We start from the raw sequence: 17,711 nt of genomic DNA, 5'->3' as shown, positions 1-17,711 counted from the left end.
GAACTTGAACATGAAGCCAGATGGATTTGAAGAAGAAAAGATTTTTATACAACCTGAATTTATGCTCAAAGAATTACAAAATCATGCATTAACAAAACATTTCCATGTGAGCGATATCGGTTTTTTTCCTGATGCAAAATTTCATTACAGAGAAAGGCCCAAGGGTTGTGCAACTCATATTCTCATTTACTGCGTCAAAGGCGAAGGTTGGGTGGAAACCCACAGATCTGTTCGAATTGAACCGAGGCAGCTTATCGTTATCCCAGCGGAAACCCCTCATCGATATGGTGCATCGAATGAAAATCCATGGACCATTTACTGGATGCACCTTACAGGGACAGATGCAGAATCTCTAATTCAAACATACTCCCTAGATAACGGACCGCTCCCTTTTACATTAAACTTGCACGCAAGGTGGCTCGAGGATGTTGAACAATGTTATGGCATGTTGTCAGATAAACCTTACGCCATGAACAATCAGATCTATGTATCACAATGTATTCGGCACCTCATCAATCAAGTGGGTTTTAGTTTGATGCACTCGCTTCAAGATCGTAAAAGTGAACGTTATTTGGAACAAGCCGTGCAATATATGACGGATCGGATGACCGAGTCCCTTTCACTTCCGAATTTGGCAAGTCATTTAGGACTGTCCAAGCAACATTTGATTTACTTGTTCAACAAGGAAACAGGCGTGCCCCCGATTGAGTTCTATCTCAGACTGAAGATGCAGCGAGCTGGACAGATGTTAGCCTTATCGGATAAAAGCGTAAAAGAAATAGCCGGATCTGTTGGTATCAAAGATCCCTATTACTTCTCAAGGTTGTTCAAAAAAATAATGGGATGCTCCCCGACCGAATATCGGAGCATCCCAAAAGGTTGACCTAAGATATAAGAAATGAAATCACCAATTATGGAACCAGATGATCTGTTAAATGACCGGCAAAACTGCGTAATGAACCCGTTATGACTGAAAAGCCGGTCGGTCTTTGAACCTCTAATAGGATATCATCCCACCTATTTTGAGGTATGTCTGCTAAATGCAAAACACATTGCTCACCGGGCTCTAAATCCGGGATCTCTTTTGTATAGCAAACATCGAGTGAATCTATAAGTTTTAACGTATAACCAGATACCTTATAACACGGGATATCGTTTGAAGTAACTATCGTTACTCTTACTCTACCCACTCTACTTTCGAGATTTACAGATACATGAATCGGAGAGGCCAATTGACGTAAAGCTTCGTAGGATGGTTTAGGCTTGCCATCCAGATACATGGAGCCGTGCACACGTTGGCGCAGCATGCCTTCACCTGCTTCGCCCATCTGTGTCCGATAATCGTTCAGACTGAAATAGATGAGAGCAGCAATCCCAGGATGTTTTCGGTATTCCACCGTGTTGTCTGTGAGGATTTGCTTCCGTCGTTCATCACCACCCTCATAAGCAGGCTCACATAGTCCATATTCAGCAACGATCACAGGTTTATTCGGATACGTCTCTGTAATGTCTTTGATGACTGCTGGCCGATCTAAATCGCCATGCCATGTTCCGATGTAATCATTCCACATAATGACATCACCTACGCCAGTAGCATCCATGGAGGGATTTTCATGAACCGTATTGGAAACGTAGTTAATTAATCGGGTGTCATCCAGATCGTGGACAAGTGTTTTGAGTTTCTCAAAATAACGGACCGTTACGGGAGATTGCCCATTGACCTCGTTACCTAATCCCCAGGCATAAATACAGGGATGATTGTAATGTCGATTAATCATTTCGCGGGCATGCTGCACGGACGTGCGTATCCAATCGTCGTCTGGATCATGCGGCGTCTGCCAGTGCGGTACCTCTTCCTGTACCAATAGACCGTTACGGTCACACCATTCCAGCAACTTGCTATCTTGCTGCCAATGAAAACGCGTAATAACGCAGTTGGCCGCTTTGATATGTCGTAGCATCTCCGCCAGTTGGCTCGTCGTTTCAGCCATGCCTCGATTCGGGTGTGATCCAGGCATCCATTCCACCCCCATAAGACGAACCGGCTCTCGGTTAAGAAGCAATGTATTGCCTTCTGAGCGAATTTCCCTGAAGCCAACCTCGGTGGATACTTCATCCGAGATTATATCTTCCACAAACAGAGCAAGATTCACCTTGTATAAGTGAGGATGGTCAAAATGCCACAACTTGAGGTTATTCACCTTGATGTCCTTGAAGCGCAAACCGTCTTCCTGGCTCAACATCTTCCATGTAGTCGCAATTGTTGTGCCATCGTCACACGTGACGTTTACACAAAGCTTCAAAGCTTGATTATTTATCCCGCTATTTTGCTCCCACAAGTGAATCTCACCGGATAATAAACCATAAGGGGAATCAGCCGCTTCCCCATCTTCGTCAAAGACAGGGACTGCCTGGATTTTGGTGTAATCAATTGCTGTGGAACCACTCACAATAAGGGATACGCCGCGTATAATTCCGCCGTCGTCGGCCCAGTCAAAGCTATTTCCTATCGGAAGAGCTGTTTGACTATTCTCATTATTGGCCGATACCACAATCCTGTTGTTTTCTCCGTAGACAACATGGCTTGTGATTGCTAAAACAAACGAGGTGTATCCTGAGTCGGCATGTTCCCCCACTTTTTGTCCATTAACCCAAACGACCGCATCACGATATACCGCATCGAACTGCAGGCGCAGCAGCTTGCCCTCCCATTCAGCCGGTGCAAAAAAGATGCAGCTGTACCAGCCTGTTCCGCGAAATTCCTGCAATCCATTTTGCACATTCCACGTGTGCGGTATACGGATCTGTTCTCCTTGAGGAGGACCATCCTCATACCATTTATGCTCCAATCCTTCACTCTTCGTATCTGCCTGAAATACCCATGATTCTTCCATTGGAATGCTTAATCGGGCGTTCATGTAAGTTCCTCTCTTTCACACAATTTGTGCTTTATTATAGAGAAGCAACGCGTCCAAAGCCATTCAACATCTTCTGATTTCATGGACAATATGCTGGAGTTTTTCAGATTCACCCCAAATGATCCCAATCGTTAGTAAGAAATTCCTACACGATACTTGCTATAAGAGTCATCTTCAATTTGATTGTACGCAAATTCTGCTGTATCGCTCACGGATATCTCCGTGCCGCCTTCAGGTAGAACGTCACGCTCTACTCGGTATACGCCTATACGTTCTCCATCCGGTAAATACGTAGGACACACTATTGTCCATTCCAATGTAGATTCTCGAAGCAACAAGTACACTCGATGATGTTCCTCAGCAGCACGGGTGGATTTACGCCTCGATTCACTGGATTGATATCGTAGAACATTCGGAGTGAGTCTGCTTTGTAGAATACCTGCTGTTCCTATAGTAATGATTCGTTTTATTCCCTCTTCATACATTGTTTCAATGATCAACGGCATACTTTCGGATAGTGTATTGGTCCCGTCTGTGTTCAGTGCACTAATCACGACATCGGCTCCACGAATAGCATGCTTAATATCTTCTTGATTCAATACATTACCTTGTATGATTGTTAAATTTTCATCATAAACCTGGCATTTTTCGGGATGACGAACCAATACAGTTACATGATGTTGTTCCTTAAGAGCCTTGGCAACGATCTGACTACCGACTCGTCCAGTTGCACCCAATACTAAAATTTGCATATTACGAATACCCCTCCATCTTCTGCAATGATCCATCTATTATCTTTTGATTAATAACAAGTAACTTAGACAGCAACAACATTTCTGATTAAAAGTATCAGACAGTATGACATCAAATCAATAACAGACATTTAAAATAAAAGAAAAAAGCCGCTAATCAGCGGCTTATTTACCAACATTAGAACCTGCTATTCACTGGATACACCAAGCGCTTTGTTCCGTTCCTTAAATCTCTCGTTATGTGACGATACATAAGCCATTCTCGGCGCCTCGGGATCGATATACCGTTTGGCGCTGTTAAGCGCTAAGGCCGCATCCGTGAATGCCCCTGCAATCAGGTTAAGCTTGCTTTCGTAGTTGGCGAAGTCGCCAGCCCCGAAGATGCCCGGCAAGTTCGTCTCTAGTTTCGGGCTGACGAATATGTTCCAGTCGTCCATATCCAGTCCCCAATCTTTGATCCCTGTAAAATCGGATTTCAGTCCGTGGTTAACGATAACCTCGTCTACTTCCAGCTCACGGGAATCCCCTGATTCGATGTGGTTAATCGTCACCCGTTCAATCGACTTTCCGTTGCCGCTGTATAACTGCGTGACTTCATATGGCGTAAGCACATCGGCAGAAGACTCCTTCATTCGAATAACGTTTTTCTCATGCCCGCCGAAGTGGTCTCGTCTATGTACCACTGTGACCTGAGCAGCGATGGAAACCAGCTCGTTCGCCCAATCGACAGCGGAATTTCCCCCTCCCGAAATAAGGACCCTTTTTCCCCTAAAAGGCTCCAGCTCCTGCACCGTATAGTGCAGATTGGACACCTCATAACGTTCAGCCCCTTCCAGCTCCAGCTTCGCCATTCGCAGAATACCCCGTCCAATTGCCAGAATGACCGTACGTGTCCAGTGCTTCTCCCCCGTTGCCGCCTCCAGGATGTACGTCGAATCCGCTTGTTTCTCCAATCCGACAATGTGCTGGCCGAATACAATGGTCGGGTCGAACGTCTTCGCCTGCTCCGCCAATTGGGCAATTAACTTCTCGCATAGGATCGGAGTAACCCCTCCAACATCCCAGATCATCTTCTCGGGATAAATAAGCATTCGCCCGCCCAGCTCGTCTTTCGCTTCGATTAGCTTTGTCTTTAAATCTCGCATTCCACTATAAAAAGCAGTATACATTCCCGCAGGACCACCGCCAATAATTGTCACATCGTATAATTCAAGCTGCTCAGTCAATTGATGTCCTCCTCCAGCCGGCTTATGTCATATCCGTGCTTATGATAATCATTATCAATATCATTGTAGCTTCGACAACGTGACAATAACAATGGACAAAACCGACGGTTGCTTTATACAAAATGGAGGATGCAGTTCAGTCAGTCACAAACGAAACCAAATTAAGCTAACGATCGCAGGATATCATCAATTTTTTTGCCGTTGGAGATAATTCCGTTATTCATCCAAGTTAGAAAATCAACCTCGTAAACGCGGTTGTTTCGTACAGCGGGCAGAGCACGCCACTCTGGCTTCTCCAGCAGTTCTCTTTCCTTTCCTTCTGCCTGGCTATGCCACTTATCAAAAGTAATAAAAAGATGATCCGCGGTTAACGTACACAGGTCCTCTACGGAGAGGTTAAACATTCCTGGCCGATCCGCTTTTGAAGCTACTCCTATTGCGGAGTGGGGGCGCAGGCCAAGATCACCATAAAGAACCGTCGAAACGAAGCATTGTCCCTCTTCCGTATATTGAATAATGTGGTCCGCCGAAATACGCAAAAAAGCGACCGTTTCACCTTTCATTACCTGACTCAGTGTATGACTCGCGCTACGCGCTTTTATATCATATTTAGCAATAACATCATCGGCCAACTCCGTCCGACCGAAATAATCAGCGACGGTACGCAGCAGTGTACGCCAATTGTTGGTCTGCTCACGCAGGATGCATGTATTGGTTATGCGTCGGCACTGAGAGTATTGCTGTTGCTCGTAACGATCCATAAGCAATATTAAATCGGGCTTGTAATAGGAAAGAGCGTCGAAGCTGCCGCTGTTCTCATCGAACGTCGGAATATGGTTTAAGCCTAAATAGTCTTGTTTCCCCCATTTCGCATGACAATATTGGGCGATAGGCTGCATATCCAGCGCGACGATGAAATCTTCCAAATACGGAGCTACTACTCTAAGCTGTCCCTTGCGGCTGCGACGGTATTGTCCAGGCGATATGCCTACCGTCTGCTTGAAACGACGATTAAAATAATACTCATTGTTAAAACCTGCATTCAGCGCAATATCTAGCAGTTTGTCATCGGCGCTTGTCAGCCACTTCTTGGCTTGATTAATCCGTACTTCATTTAAGTACTGGAGCGGTACTTGACCCGTAACCTCTTTGAACAGACGGGTATACTTCCAGCGATCAATGCCTGCGAGGGAAGCCAGCTCATCCACGGTCAGAACCTCACGGTAATATTGATGAATATGCTGTATGCTAAGCTCTATCCCATGCTGCTCCATATCTGTTCCCTGATCCTCGGCTGCAGCTGCATTTTGGCGGAATAAAAAGAGCAGCAGCTCCTGAAATCTCACAAATCGTTGAAACCGTCCGAGCTCGTCGCTCGCCCCGCGGAGTTCATATATCTCACCCAGCAGCTCTATCGTCTTGGCGAAGGGTGAGCAGGCAAGTTCCTGCTTATCTGGCAGCAAGCTCGAACCTGAATCATATCCGCTCGTTACGAAGCACAATCGGTAATAGCTGCAGCTCATAATCTCTTGATCCATAGATATAGATCTGCCAGGCATTTGCAAATAGCATTTTCCTTGTCCCGTCCCGCTCATGATAAAAAGTAGTTCGAAACTTTCCTTATCGTATCTATCGCTGCCGTCCATATTATGTACTTCTGCTTGCTCGCCCGGAACGATTAAGCGGATCGATCGCAGCACATATTGGACTAATGGAGCCGCCCCAGCTTGTTTGCGCTGTTCAATATCCATCGTTACTATCAACCGCCTTTTAATTGATATTCATTCTCAATGAATATAGTGTAAAACAAAAAGAGCCGCCCATCAACCTTCGTTGAAATGCGACTCGTTCTTGCTCCGTTCTGGAGACAAGCGCCATAAATAGAACATACTTACTCTTGTTTCCTTATTTAAGGAGCAAGCAATCGAAGTAAATCATCCATCTTCAATCCGTTGGCCGTAATGGCTCCCGTCTGCCAATATGATCTCTCTACCGGATATACATGGCCATTCTTAAATGCTGGAACGGTCTTCCATAATGGATCTGTCTTCATTTCCTCAAATGCTTTCGCGTTGCTCTCTTCGTCCCATGTCCCGTTGGACGGAAGCAAAATAATATGGTCCGCATCAAGCTCCGGAATGACTTCATTCGACAAGACGATATTTCCCTCCGTCATCGCCTCGGCAAACGCAGGTGCCTTCAGCCCAAGATCCTCATACAAAATTTGTCCAACAAATGTGTTATGTAGGCCAAAAATGTTAATCGATTTGTCTACGACATTCATCCGCAAAACAACGATCTTCTCATCGCCGATCGCCGCGTTCAGCTTCGCCTTCACATCGGCAATGCGGGCATCGTACTCGGCCAGAACCTGCTCAGCCTTATCGCTTAAACCAAGCAAATCGGCGATTAAGGTCAATGTTTTGCGCGTATCCGCAAGCACGTCGTCCGGCAAGCGGAACGTCGGCGCAACCTTGGAATAGAGCTCGTATTGTTCGGCATCAACCTCTCCTGCACCGATAATTAAGTCCGGCTCGGATACAAGCAGAGCTTCGATGTTTCCGGTCACGTCGAACAAGGGTACGTCCAGCTTCAAATAATCCTGCTTGCCCCACATCGGGTTATAATACTGCACAATAGGCGTTACCCCAAGCGCAACCAAATAATCTTCACGATAAAGTGCTGAAATTCGCTTCGGATTGGTCGGAATCTCTACCTCGCCAAAGGCATCAGTTACAACGCGCGTTTCCGTCTGGCTTGTACCTTCGCTTGATACTGCCGCTGCCTGTGCAGGCTGATTGGTAGTCTCTGCGGTTCCGGCTTGTTCGGCTGTCGAGCCGCAACCTGTCACCGCAATCATTGCTGCCGTTATAAGTGATATCCATCCTGTTTTCAACAATCCCGATCTTGCCATGATTAAATCCACTCCCACAAATTTTTATATTTTGTAGCAAAATAATTCGTTTATGTATAATGATAATCATTATCATTTTGCTTGAGTCGATTTTACCCTAGATTGGATTGCATGCTCAATATACATTCTCTACGACCGGCTTTATACAAACTCTTCACTTGCTTACTGACTAAAAAATACAATCACCAAGCCGTTTTCAAATGAACAACAAATAACCGCCAAGTTAAGGTAAAGCTCCGCAGTCTTTTTGTCTTCATTATTTAATAATTGTTCAAGGCTTCCCTTCTTAAGAGCTACATTTACAGCTTGTTCACTCCATTAAGCAGAATGGGCTGGTTTTTGAATATCTCCGCTGCGATCGATATACGCAGGCCACTTGGGAAGCCCCTCCTAGCTTTCCTACATCATTCGAGTTTTTATTCCATTTTTCAACATCCATGATAAAATCAAGATAACTAAATAAACGCTAATAAGGAGTATTTTGAAATGAAAGCTATTCTTATTGACGATGAAGTTTTAGCGTTGTCTTATTTGGAGCTTCAACTACTGAAGATGGAAAATTCCAGCCTTGATATTATCGGTAAATGTACAAACCCATACGATGCCCTGGATATCGTTAAACATGCCAAGGTGGATATCGCCTTTATTGATATAGAGTTACCTGAGATCAATGGTATTGAGCTGGCGGAACGATTGTTGGAGCATGAACCTGATCTGATGGTGGTATTTGTTACAGCCTATCAGGAATACGCTGTGGACGCCTTCGAATTAAACGCCTTAGATTATATTGTCAAGCCGGTTCGTTTTGATCGATTGTCCAAAACAATGAATCGGATATTGAGCAAGAGTACAGTCAGTTTGGATATCCCTGATCCACATCAACCTCTCAGAATGACCATGTTCAAACAAGTCATGATTGAGAAGCCACAGTCACCAGGCCAATTTTCATTAATGCAATGGAGAACCTTCAGAGCACAGGAACTCTTCCTGTATCTACTTCAGCATAGAGGACAGCTTGTTCGCAAATCGTTTATCGTAGACTTATTATGGAGCAATACAGATGTAAACAAGGCCTACTCACAGTTATATACAACCATTTATCATATTCGCAAAACGCTTACTCCATATGGAAAGAGATTTCAGATTAAGAGTGCAAATGAAGGATATTTATTAGAGTTAGACCATATCATTTTGGACGTATCCCTATGGGACAACTCTTTGCAGACAATCGATGTCTCAGAGAATAACCTGGAGCTGCATCTGGAGAAGATAAACAGCTATACGGGTGAATATTTGCAGGAATTCGATTATTTGTGGGCAGAGGCAGAAAGGCAAAGACTTAAACAATTATGGCTAAATACAGCTCTAAGCGTCGGTAGTTGGTATGAGGATCAGCAGAGATTTAGCGATGCCTTGACTACATATTTACAAATTCAACGCCTCTATTCGATAGAGGAAAAGTCTTCGTTCGCCTTAATGAAGCTGTATGACCAATTGAACGAGCCACAGAAAACGATGGAGTGTTATCAAGAACTTACGACACGACTAAAAGAGGAATACGATATTCTCCCTGGATACGATATTCAACTATGGTTCAAGGAGTGGAAAGAGAAACAGCTTCCCTTTTAAACAGCATTTTAGATGTATGTTACTCAGAATTTGTAAAGAAAACTACCAAATAAGAGGCCATTTTTACAAGCCCACTATAACGTATGACAAAGGATTGTTCATGTTGCCATCATTCACACCTATTAAGAAAATCATATCCAAACACAGGATAGCTTGGCTCATCCTCTTTTACGTAGCAGCTTTAATTGGAGTAAGGCTGTTCTGGTATACGGAGTTCTCCCCTCCTAGTCAGCCACATGCGTCCCAGGGAGAACTTGATTTATCCTACTGGAAATTTACCGATCAACAGACGATTACACTGAACGGGCAATGGAACTTTACCCCGGGTACCTTCATTCATCCCAGCACATCCTTTAGTGATACATCACGAACTGCAAATTTGACACAGGTTCCTGGTACTTTTAATGATACGAGTCCAGAATCCAATTTCGGAACTTACCGACTGCGCGTACTTTTGCCAACATCTAATGCGTCTTATGGCATTCATATTCCTGAAATAAAGACTGCTTATCGCTTATATGTTAATGGAAGCCTTCTATACGAATCAGGCCACCCTGATGAAAATCCGATAGGAACGATCTCTAAGGTTGTACCCTATACAGGTAACTTTACAGTGGAGCAGTCCACAATGGATATTGTCATTCATGTCAGTAATTTTCACTATCATCATGAAGGTGGCATCATTCAATCCATTAAATTTGGAACTCCATCTGCTGTCCTGAATGAAATACATTTTAGCGAAAATATGCAGTTGCTAGTCGGTATCATTTTGCTGCTACATATGTTATATATCGTTATTCTTCTTTTCGTAGGGCACCGACAGAAAGAGCTTCTTTATTTTGCCGGGATTATTTTATTTGCCTTGATTGTTACGTTAATAGACGATGACAAAATGCTGCTTCAGTGGTTCCCAATTAATTTTGAATGGGCAGTGCGTCTTAGGATTGTTGGATACTCCGCTCTTTGTTATTGTCTAGTGTTATGTACAAAGCACCTGCTTAACGTACATAGTTTTAAGAAATTGATTTCTATTTTTTCAATTTTCTTTTACTTATATGTATCCATTACACTAATCTTTCCGATCAGTTGGCTGGATTATACCTCCAAAATTCTGGGTATTTTCATGCTCACAGCCATCTTACTAGTACCTATTATTTCAAGACAGGCCGTGAAGACTGGTCAAGAAGCAGCGACTTCAATATTACTTGCGGGTATTGCCGTATCATTTAATATGGTCTTTAGCGGATTGTTCAAGTCATGGTTTGATAAAGATTTGCCTTATTACCCAATTGACCTGATAGTAGCCTTTGTTGTGTTTGCATCCTTTTGGTTTGTACGCTTCACCAAAACAGCAATACGTGCTGAAAAACAAGCGGAAGCGCTCAAGAAAGTGGACAAACAAAAAGATGAATTTCTCGCGAATACGTCACACGAGCTTCGGAATCCGCTTCATGCGATCATGAATATGGCTCAATCCATCATCATTCGGAAGAGCAGTAAGCTAGATACACCTGATCATGAAGATTTGATGCTAATTACTAAAGTTGGACAACGCATGTCACATCTGCTCGATGACTTGATTGATATTACTCTTCTCAAAGAAAGCCGGGTTACGCTAGAACCAACAAGTGTCTCTTTACCAGCAGTGGCCAAGGGAGTCGTCCATATGCTGAACTATATGACGGTAGATAAGAACGTGAAGCTGCAGAATGAGATTCCTGATATATTACCTAACGTAGCAGCCGACGAAAACCGACTTACCCAAATTATGTTCAACTTAGTGCACAATGCTTTGAAATATACGAAGGAAGGCCGTGTTACCCTTCGTGCGGAGACCCGGAATGAAGCTGTTTATGTCCATATAATAGATACGGGTATTGGAATTGACGAAGAACTGCAGCAGCGCATATTCTCCCCGTATGAGCAAGCGGATTCCAGCATAACTTCTCAAGGCAGCGGCTTAGGGCTGGGACTCAGCATAAGCAAAAATTTAGTAGAACTTCATGGCGGAACGTTAGAGGTCACCTCTGCGCTTGGACAAGGATCCGTCTTCACATTTTCCTTACCCCTGGCAGACGCCATAGCGGCTGTTAAAGGTGTACAGAACGATGAAGAAATAGAGTCTCATTTCAATCACCTGGTATCCGACGTGATGGATGCAACGATGGAAGCCGCTGTTTCTTCAGAGAATAAATACAAGATAGATCATATCAAGGGGTCTATTCTTATAGTGGATGACGATGCCATCAATCTGAAGGTTATAAAATCATTGCTGGAGCTGGACAACTATGAGGTTACTGCTGTAAATAGTGCTGAAGAGGCGCTTAGACAGATTAACCATAAACAACAGTGGGATCTGGTCGTAACCGATGTGATGATGCCGGAAATGTCCGGATATACCCTGACCGAAATGATACGAAAGAAGTTTACGATTTTCGAGCTGCCTATACTGCTATTGACGGCTAGAATCAGACCAGAAGATATTCATACCGGGTTTCTTGCGGGTGCTAATGATTATTTAACAAAACCGGTTGATATGTTAGAGCTTCAGTCAAGAATTCGCGCTTTAATCCATTTTAAACAGTCTGTAGACGAGCAATTACGTATGGAAGCTGCATGGCTCCAAGCTCAGATTCAGCCTCACTTTTTGTTTAATACAATCAATTCCATTGCTTCGCTCAGTCTGTTAGATCCAGACCGCATGATTACGCTGCTCGAAGCCTTCGGTGATTACTTAAAGGGAAGCTTTAATTCAAGGAACTTAGAGCGCCAGGTCCCTCTGTCCCATGAACTTGATTTACTTCGAGCTTACTTGTATATCGAAAAGGAGCGATTTGGGGAACAACTGGAAGTAGAGTGGAATCTGCCTGATCCGTTGGATGCTAAACTTCCTCCACTTACGATCCAACCTATCGTAGAAAATGCCATCCGGCACGGGATATTAAACCGTACCAGTGGCGGAAAGCTAACTCTATCTGCTACAAAAGAAGCGGATTACATCCAATTCATCATACATGATAACGGAGTGGGTATGGATGAGACCAAGCTATCTTCCCTATTAGATCGTAATAAGAAAGCGGGAACCTCCGGTGTGGGATTAACGAATACCGATCGACGGCTCAAAAAAATGTATGGACAGGGCTTAACGATTCAAAGTAAACCTGGTGAAGGAACGACGGTTTCCTTCATCGTACCAAACCCATAGCATACAAAAAGAAGGAGCAATCATGATTTCATGCGGCTCCTTCTTTTTGTATTTCTAGCCAAAAGCTTGCCTTTTACGATATCGCTCGCCGAATGGCGCCATTGGATGCTTTTCTTATAAATGAACCATGTTAGATACGATAATCTCAGTTTATAAACTAGGATTACCTGGTTCCTCATTTCCTAAGTACATCTCGGTTTTTTCTCCATTGAATAACTGCTGAATTTGCTTTCGCAATTTGGAAGGATACAATGGTTGCCCGATCAGGTTATCGATATCAAGCCATTCATAACGGACGTGATGTCCGTCATCTTGGAAAAGTAAATGGTCAGTTAATCCTTTATATTCACATAAAAACACAAAATCCACACGGTGAAACGCCTCGCCATATACGCCTTCAATGACAAATTCCAATGAATTAGGAATGATCTCTACTCCAATTTCTTCTGCAACTTCACGCTTCACTGCCTCAGTCAATGTCTCCCCCGCACTCTGGCTTCCACCAGGCAGTATATAAAAGGCATCACCATCATCGTCCATCTTAATTGCCAACATTTTTTCACCTTTAATGATGAGGGCCTTTACTGAATTTCTTATCTTTCTTTCCATCTTATCTACTATCCCCTATATTCCTATTGATTTGATCCTCAGGTTCAGTTGCGCTTAAAACGAAGTTAGCATATCAGTCTCAACAAATTCTGAACACCTCTAATATATTTTTCGTCAGTATTAGCGAACAGATTTAGTCAACGGGCAAGAAAATAATATTGGTAATATTTACTCATTAAACAGTGTTCACATCTTTGTTAAAGTGGATAAGCATTATGAAGACATAGACAGGAGTTTTAATAGACATGAACGTTCGTACCAAATCCATCATTGGTCTGCTTTGCGTGACAACATTAGCAGGCGCGTATTTCAGCTATACGGAGCATCAGAATAATCGACAATGGGAGCGGCAGCAACAGAGCAGTACGCAATACTGGTCGAATATACAATCAATCTACCTGCGCGATTTTGACTATGCGCTTGCGGAATCCCTTGCGGCATCTACGATTGCAGATCGGCAAGCAGCACTTCAATCTGCGATTGAACATGCCAATATTATCTCGGAATATGTTAGGATCGGATCGATCACAATGAACTTTCAATCTTCGTCCTCGTATGAGTGGTTCATCACGGAAGGCAGCCACTACTTGGCCTATCCCGCCAGCGAGAAGGGAAAGTCGCTTACCCCGGATCAATTAGAACAAATTCAGCGCTTGAGAGCGTTCGCGAGGACCGCTCTACCGTATCTCGAGCAGATGAAAAAGAAAGCTTTTGATTCCTCTTCTTCAGATATACAACAGATTTCGAACGAAATGGAAGATGCCTTGTCTGAGCTCAACCCATTCTTCACAGCCGGCTATAAAGCCTATAATGAATTCCGGTACAACCAGAATCCTTACATACCTCTGAAGCCAGGAACCGTTTTCGCTGGTGAAACCACGTATACGGCTACGGAGCTTGCAGCCAAAGCGAAAATCTTCATGGGGGAGGCTTGGAATAAAGGAGTAGGTAACCAAATCGTCCACATGGCCTCTGGCGGGAGCAGCCCCGAGTTCGGAGAAGTCATGGATTTCAGGTTATCGGACACCGAAGGAAAATCAACCAGCTCCTATACCGTAACACTAAGTAAAAGCGGACACGTGCTCCAAGTCAGACGCAAGGGCTCGATCTCCAAAGATGCAGCTGTAGAGCAGAATATGGACATAAAGCAGTTTATCGAAGTTGCGGACGCCTGGATGACTCGCTGGTCTGACGAACGTCTGACATTAGTAGCAAAAGAGATAAAAGAAACTTCCATTTATCTCGTCTATATTCCAGTCCGGGAGCAAATCTCCATTTCGCAGATGAAAGTCGTATGGCGGTTTGATCGCCGTACCGGTGCGTTAATGAGCTTTGATGCGTCTAATTATTTTTCCCAATACAATAAAAACTTCCCCCTTCAGCCGAAGCTGACAGCGGAGCAAGCCTCTGCGAAGCTTGGCCCATACGTAAACGTTTCGGGTAAGCCCAAGCTGAAGCTCCACAACGACAAGCTCGTCTATGCATTTCCCGTCACCGGGATCGAAGGCGTTTCTCACGTATACATTAATGCTCGCACAGGCGCTGGCGAAGGTATTGACTACAAACTGTAACTTTCTGAACCTGCAATAGAATAATGAAAGTTATTGACTTCATAGAAAAGTGCTCCCGCATCTACGACCAATGTACGGGAGCACTTCATTTAGTTACTGAAGTAGTAAGACTGTTGAAGGTCGGCAATCAGTGTAGGTTGACAGGCCTCCATCCAAAAAGTTCCTGAGTTGCAATGCTTGATCTGCAGATATCAAGTACTGCAAGTGTGCAATTCAATTAACTTCCTATCTATTTCCGCAACATCACCAATCTCCGATGTACCATCCCAGAGAATAATTGAAGAAGCTTCGTCGTTTTCAACAAAATCATGAAGTTCGCACAGTTCTCCCATAAAAAGTGCCCCATATTCTGTTCGTTTAGGTCCGTGGAAACTTGGCTGAAGTTTAAACTTCATTAACCCTTTAAATTCAGCCTTGTCCATATGTTGATTGGTTTCCTCAAACAATTCTCGAATTACACATTGCTCAGCGTTCTCTCCAGGTTCAATGATACCCCCTGGCAGTTCCCAGTTGTTTCTCCACTTATTATGCATGAGAAGGTACTTCCCTTGGCACTTCACCACAATTAGAGCATGTGTTAGTGGAGCATCCAGCGTAATTGTAATGAGTTTATCATACTCGATATGAATAAATTCCAAAAAAATGTTGCCTTTTGAATCCGTCATAATTGCCATGTACACTCCTCCATTTCTGTTGTGAGAAAAATAAAAAAACGCGCCAGACCAAAGTCCTGCGCGTTGTATATCGCAGGATGGGAAGCGCGTATAGCGTTAACCCATCCCCAATTTTTTCAAGGAATGGATTAACGCTCTCCATGGTGATGACATTGTTTTAATTCTAAAATGAACATAGTTCATTCTCCTAATGACTGACGTATGGAAATAATACCCACCATTGTACTTTAGAGTCAAGTATAAGTTTTGATGACCTAATTTTTTCTTTACGACCATCCAATTATGTGTTAGCTTTTATAACATTACCATTACGAAAGCGAGTGGGTTGAAAATGGATCTGCAGCATTTATTGACTATCCCCATTCTATCCAAAGCAAAGGTTATCGCCGGGCATCACGGCCTCAATCGCTTGGTACAATCCATTAACATTATGGATGCACCAGACATTGTACAATTCCTGAAACCAGGAGATATGCTGCTTACGAACGGATATATACTGAAAGACCGCCCCGATGCCCATCTTGGATTTATTACGGATATGCATGCGATTGGATGTGCGGCACTTGCGATCAAGACACAGCGCTTCTCTTTTGAATTATCTCCGCAACTGCTCGAGACAGCCGACAAGCTGGGGTTCCCGATTATCGAACTGTCCGAAATCGACAATACACTCGGTGAAATATTCCAGCATTCGATCAGCTCCATCCTTCAAAACAAAACTCATGAGCTCCACTACGCCCTGTCTATTCACAAGCAATTCTCCACGATGGTTATGCAAGGAAAAGGCATTCCATCTATTGTCGATACGTTGTCCCAGCTGTTATCTTCACCTGTATTGCTGCTGGACTCGAAAAAGCAGATTACGGCAATCTCCCATCATGCACAACATATAGATTCCTATTCTCTCGCTGAGCCTATACTGACATTTATACATGAGTACCCTTCCTTCCAGATTGCTTCCTCTATCTGCCTGCTTAATGCCGATAAATATAGGCATATCGAGCTGCATCCCATCTTCACCGACCGGCACGAGGGCTATTTGATTGCGCTGTACGAAAGCCCTGCAGCCTCGAAGCTCTCCAGTCTGGCGTTAGAGCAAGCCGTTAATGTCATCGGTCTCGAATTAACCAAGAAACAGGCAGTCAAGGAGCGTTCACGCCGGTACAAGAATGAATATTTCTCCGATCTCATTCAGGGTTTCTTTCGTTCTGAACAAGAGGCGCTCCATCGCGGTAAAAAATATGGACTGAAGGCACAAGAGAGTTCGGTTCTCATCCTTGCCAAGATGGACGAATCTCTAGCGGCCAGGCCTAATCCGAACCTTGCTCCTATCAAGGAAGAGCGATACATCTCGGAACGAGACGCTTATTATGAGCTGATTAAACAGGCGTTCGCCAGACTGAATCTCTCCTTCGTCATGTTCACGAAGAACGATCAGTTCGGCATTCTCGTCTTTTTGGGTGAGTCGTCTTGGGATGAACAAACGGTTGTCCAGCAGCTTGAGAAATTAGCGAGTAATCTGTATACGGATTCGCAGCTCAGCGTTTCATTCGGAATAGGCAACCCCTACACGAATGTGCTGGATATCGGACTTTCCTACAAAGAAGCAGTCAAGGCACTCCAATCGGGCTATCAGATGAAAAAGACCCGCTTCGTTCATTCCTATCAAACCATGGATATAAGCCGGTTGCTGCGCATGATTCCTTACGATGAGATACTACAATTTCATCAAGAAACCTTTAAACCCTTCGCTGGACGAGATTCAAGCGAACGTAGTGAACTCATGAAAACCTTGTCCTCCTTCTATGAGAATCATTGCCAAATCGGGGATACAGCCAAAGAGCTATTCGTCCATCGCAATACAGTTATCTATAGGCTGGAGAAATGTGAGAAACTGACCGGCAGGAACATCAAGGACCCGATGGAAAGTCTGCGCTTTCGTCTCGCCTTCGCACTTGAGTCCGTGTTGAATGCTAACCCCTCCCTTAACGAAGCTCCCCATACATTTTGAATCGAGTGTCGTGTCATTTATAATGACACGTTTATTTTTGTTTATCTTATCTCACGTTCACTCTCTGTGTATTTTAACTGATTTAATTCTGTTTTTATGTTTAACATGACTAATGACAATTGAATCGACAATCTTTATGATAAGAATATATCCATTGATGTTACATTAACTAACACAAAAATCATCGTCAACACTGGAAGAA

Annotated in this window: 12 protein-coding genes; 5 read left to right on the top strand and 7 right to left on the bottom strand. The window is 43.8% G+C overall.

The genetic code is table 11. The features are described 5' to 3' along the window. Nucleotides 1–10 precede the first annotated feature (10 nt). Complete coding sequence (locus MH144_RS02625) at nt 11–883, top strand: AraC family transcriptional regulator (protein ID WP_239297524.1); 873 nt, start codon at nt 11–13, stop codon at nt 881–883. 28 nt (nt 884–911) lie between these two features. Here MH144_RS02625 and MH144_RS02620 read toward each other — a convergent pair whose 3' ends face one another. The 5 genes from MH144_RS02620 to MH144_RS02600 all read right to left on the bottom strand — a co-directional run bounded on the left by MH144_RS02620 (nt 912) and on the right by MH144_RS02600 (nt 7,810). Then, nucleotides 912–2,918, bottom strand: a complete 2,007-nt coding sequence (locus MH144_RS02620) for a glycoside hydrolase family 2 protein (RefSeq protein ID WP_239297523.1) — start codon at nt 2,916–2,918, stop codon at nt 912–914. Nucleotides 2,919–3,049: 131 nt separating this feature from the next. Further along, nucleotides 3,050–3,706 (bottom strand): NAD(P)-dependent oxidoreductase, encoded by a 657-nt coding sequence (locus MH144_RS02615; RefSeq protein ID WP_275439942.1) that lies wholly within the window; start codon nt 3,704–3,706, stop codon nt 3,050–3,052. A gap of 152 nt (nt 3,707–3,858) precedes the next feature. Then, nucleotides 3,859–4,896, bottom strand: a complete 1,038-nt coding sequence (locus tag MH144_RS02610; RefSeq protein WP_239297521.1) for an NAD(P)/FAD-dependent oxidoreductase — start codon at nt 4,894–4,896, stop codon at nt 3,859–3,861. Between the two features lie 161 nt (nt 4,897–5,057). Next, nucleotides 5,058–6,647 carry a helix-turn-helix domain-containing protein gene (locus tag MH144_RS02605; protein ID WP_239297520.1) on the bottom strand — a complete coding sequence of 530 codons (1,590 nt, stop codon included), beginning with the start codon at nt 6,645–6,647 and terminating at the stop codon, nt 5,058–5,060. A 158-nt stretch (nt 6,648–6,805) separates the two neighbouring features. Beyond that, nucleotides 6,806–7,810 (bottom strand): ABC transporter substrate-binding protein, encoded by a 1,005-nt coding sequence (locus MH144_RS02600; protein ID WP_239297519.1) that lies wholly within the window; start codon nt 7,808–7,810, stop codon nt 6,806–6,808. A 486-nt stretch (nt 7,811–8,296) separates the two neighbouring features. On the opposite strand from MH144_RS02600, the gene MH144_RS02595 reads away from it, so the two are divergent. Further along, complete coding sequence (locus MH144_RS02595; RefSeq protein WP_239297518.1) at nt 8,297–9,439, top strand: response regulator; 1,143 nt, start codon at nt 8,297–8,299, stop codon at nt 9,437–9,439. A 16-nt stretch (nt 9,440–9,455) separates the two neighbouring features. Continuing rightward, nucleotides 9,456–12,644 carry a hybrid sensor histidine kinase/response regulator gene (locus tag MH144_RS02590; protein WP_239297517.1) on the top strand — a complete coding sequence of 1,063 codons (3,189 nt, stop codon included), beginning with the start codon at nt 9,456–9,458 and terminating at the stop codon, nt 12,642–12,644. Between the two features lie 150 nt (nt 12,645–12,794). Here MH144_RS02590 and MH144_RS02585 read toward each other — a convergent pair whose 3' ends face one another. Further along, nucleotides 12,795–13,253: an NUDIX domain-containing protein gene (locus tag MH144_RS02585; RefSeq protein WP_239297516.1), complete on the bottom strand. Its 459-nt coding sequence runs from the start codon at nt 13,251–13,253 to the stop codon at nt 12,795–12,797. Nucleotides 13,254–13,498: 245 nt separating this feature from the next. On the opposite strand from MH144_RS02585, the gene MH144_RS02580 reads away from it, so the two are divergent. Then, nucleotides 13,499–14,824 (top strand): PepSY domain-containing protein, encoded by a 1,326-nt coding sequence (locus MH144_RS02580; protein WP_239297515.1) that lies wholly within the window; start codon nt 13,499–13,501, stop codon nt 14,822–14,824. Between the two features lie 191 nt (nt 14,825–15,015). On the opposite strand, the gene MH144_RS02575 is transcribed toward MH144_RS02580, so the two are convergent. Continuing rightward, a complete protein-coding gene (locus MH144_RS02575; RefSeq protein ID WP_239297514.1) occupies nt 15,016–15,498 on the bottom strand; it encodes an NUDIX domain-containing protein in 483 nt (160 codons plus the stop codon). 331 nt (nt 15,499–15,829) lie between these two features. Between MH144_RS02575 and MH144_RS02570 the strand changes: the two genes are divergently transcribed. Then, a complete protein-coding gene (locus MH144_RS02570) occupies nt 15,830–17,509 on the top strand; it encodes a PucR family transcriptional regulator (RefSeq protein ID WP_239297513.1) in 1,680 nt (559 codons plus the stop codon). Nucleotides 17,510–17,711: the final 202 nt, after the last annotated feature.

It is taken from the genome of Paenibacillus sp. ACRRY (assembly GCF_022346995.1).
Taxonomy (GTDB): Bacteria; Bacillota; Bacilli; order Paenibacillales; family Paenibacillaceae; genus Paenibacillus.
The sequence above is the reverse complement of the archived record's forward strand: the minus strand, read 5'-3'. Positions and strand labels throughout refer to the sequence as shown.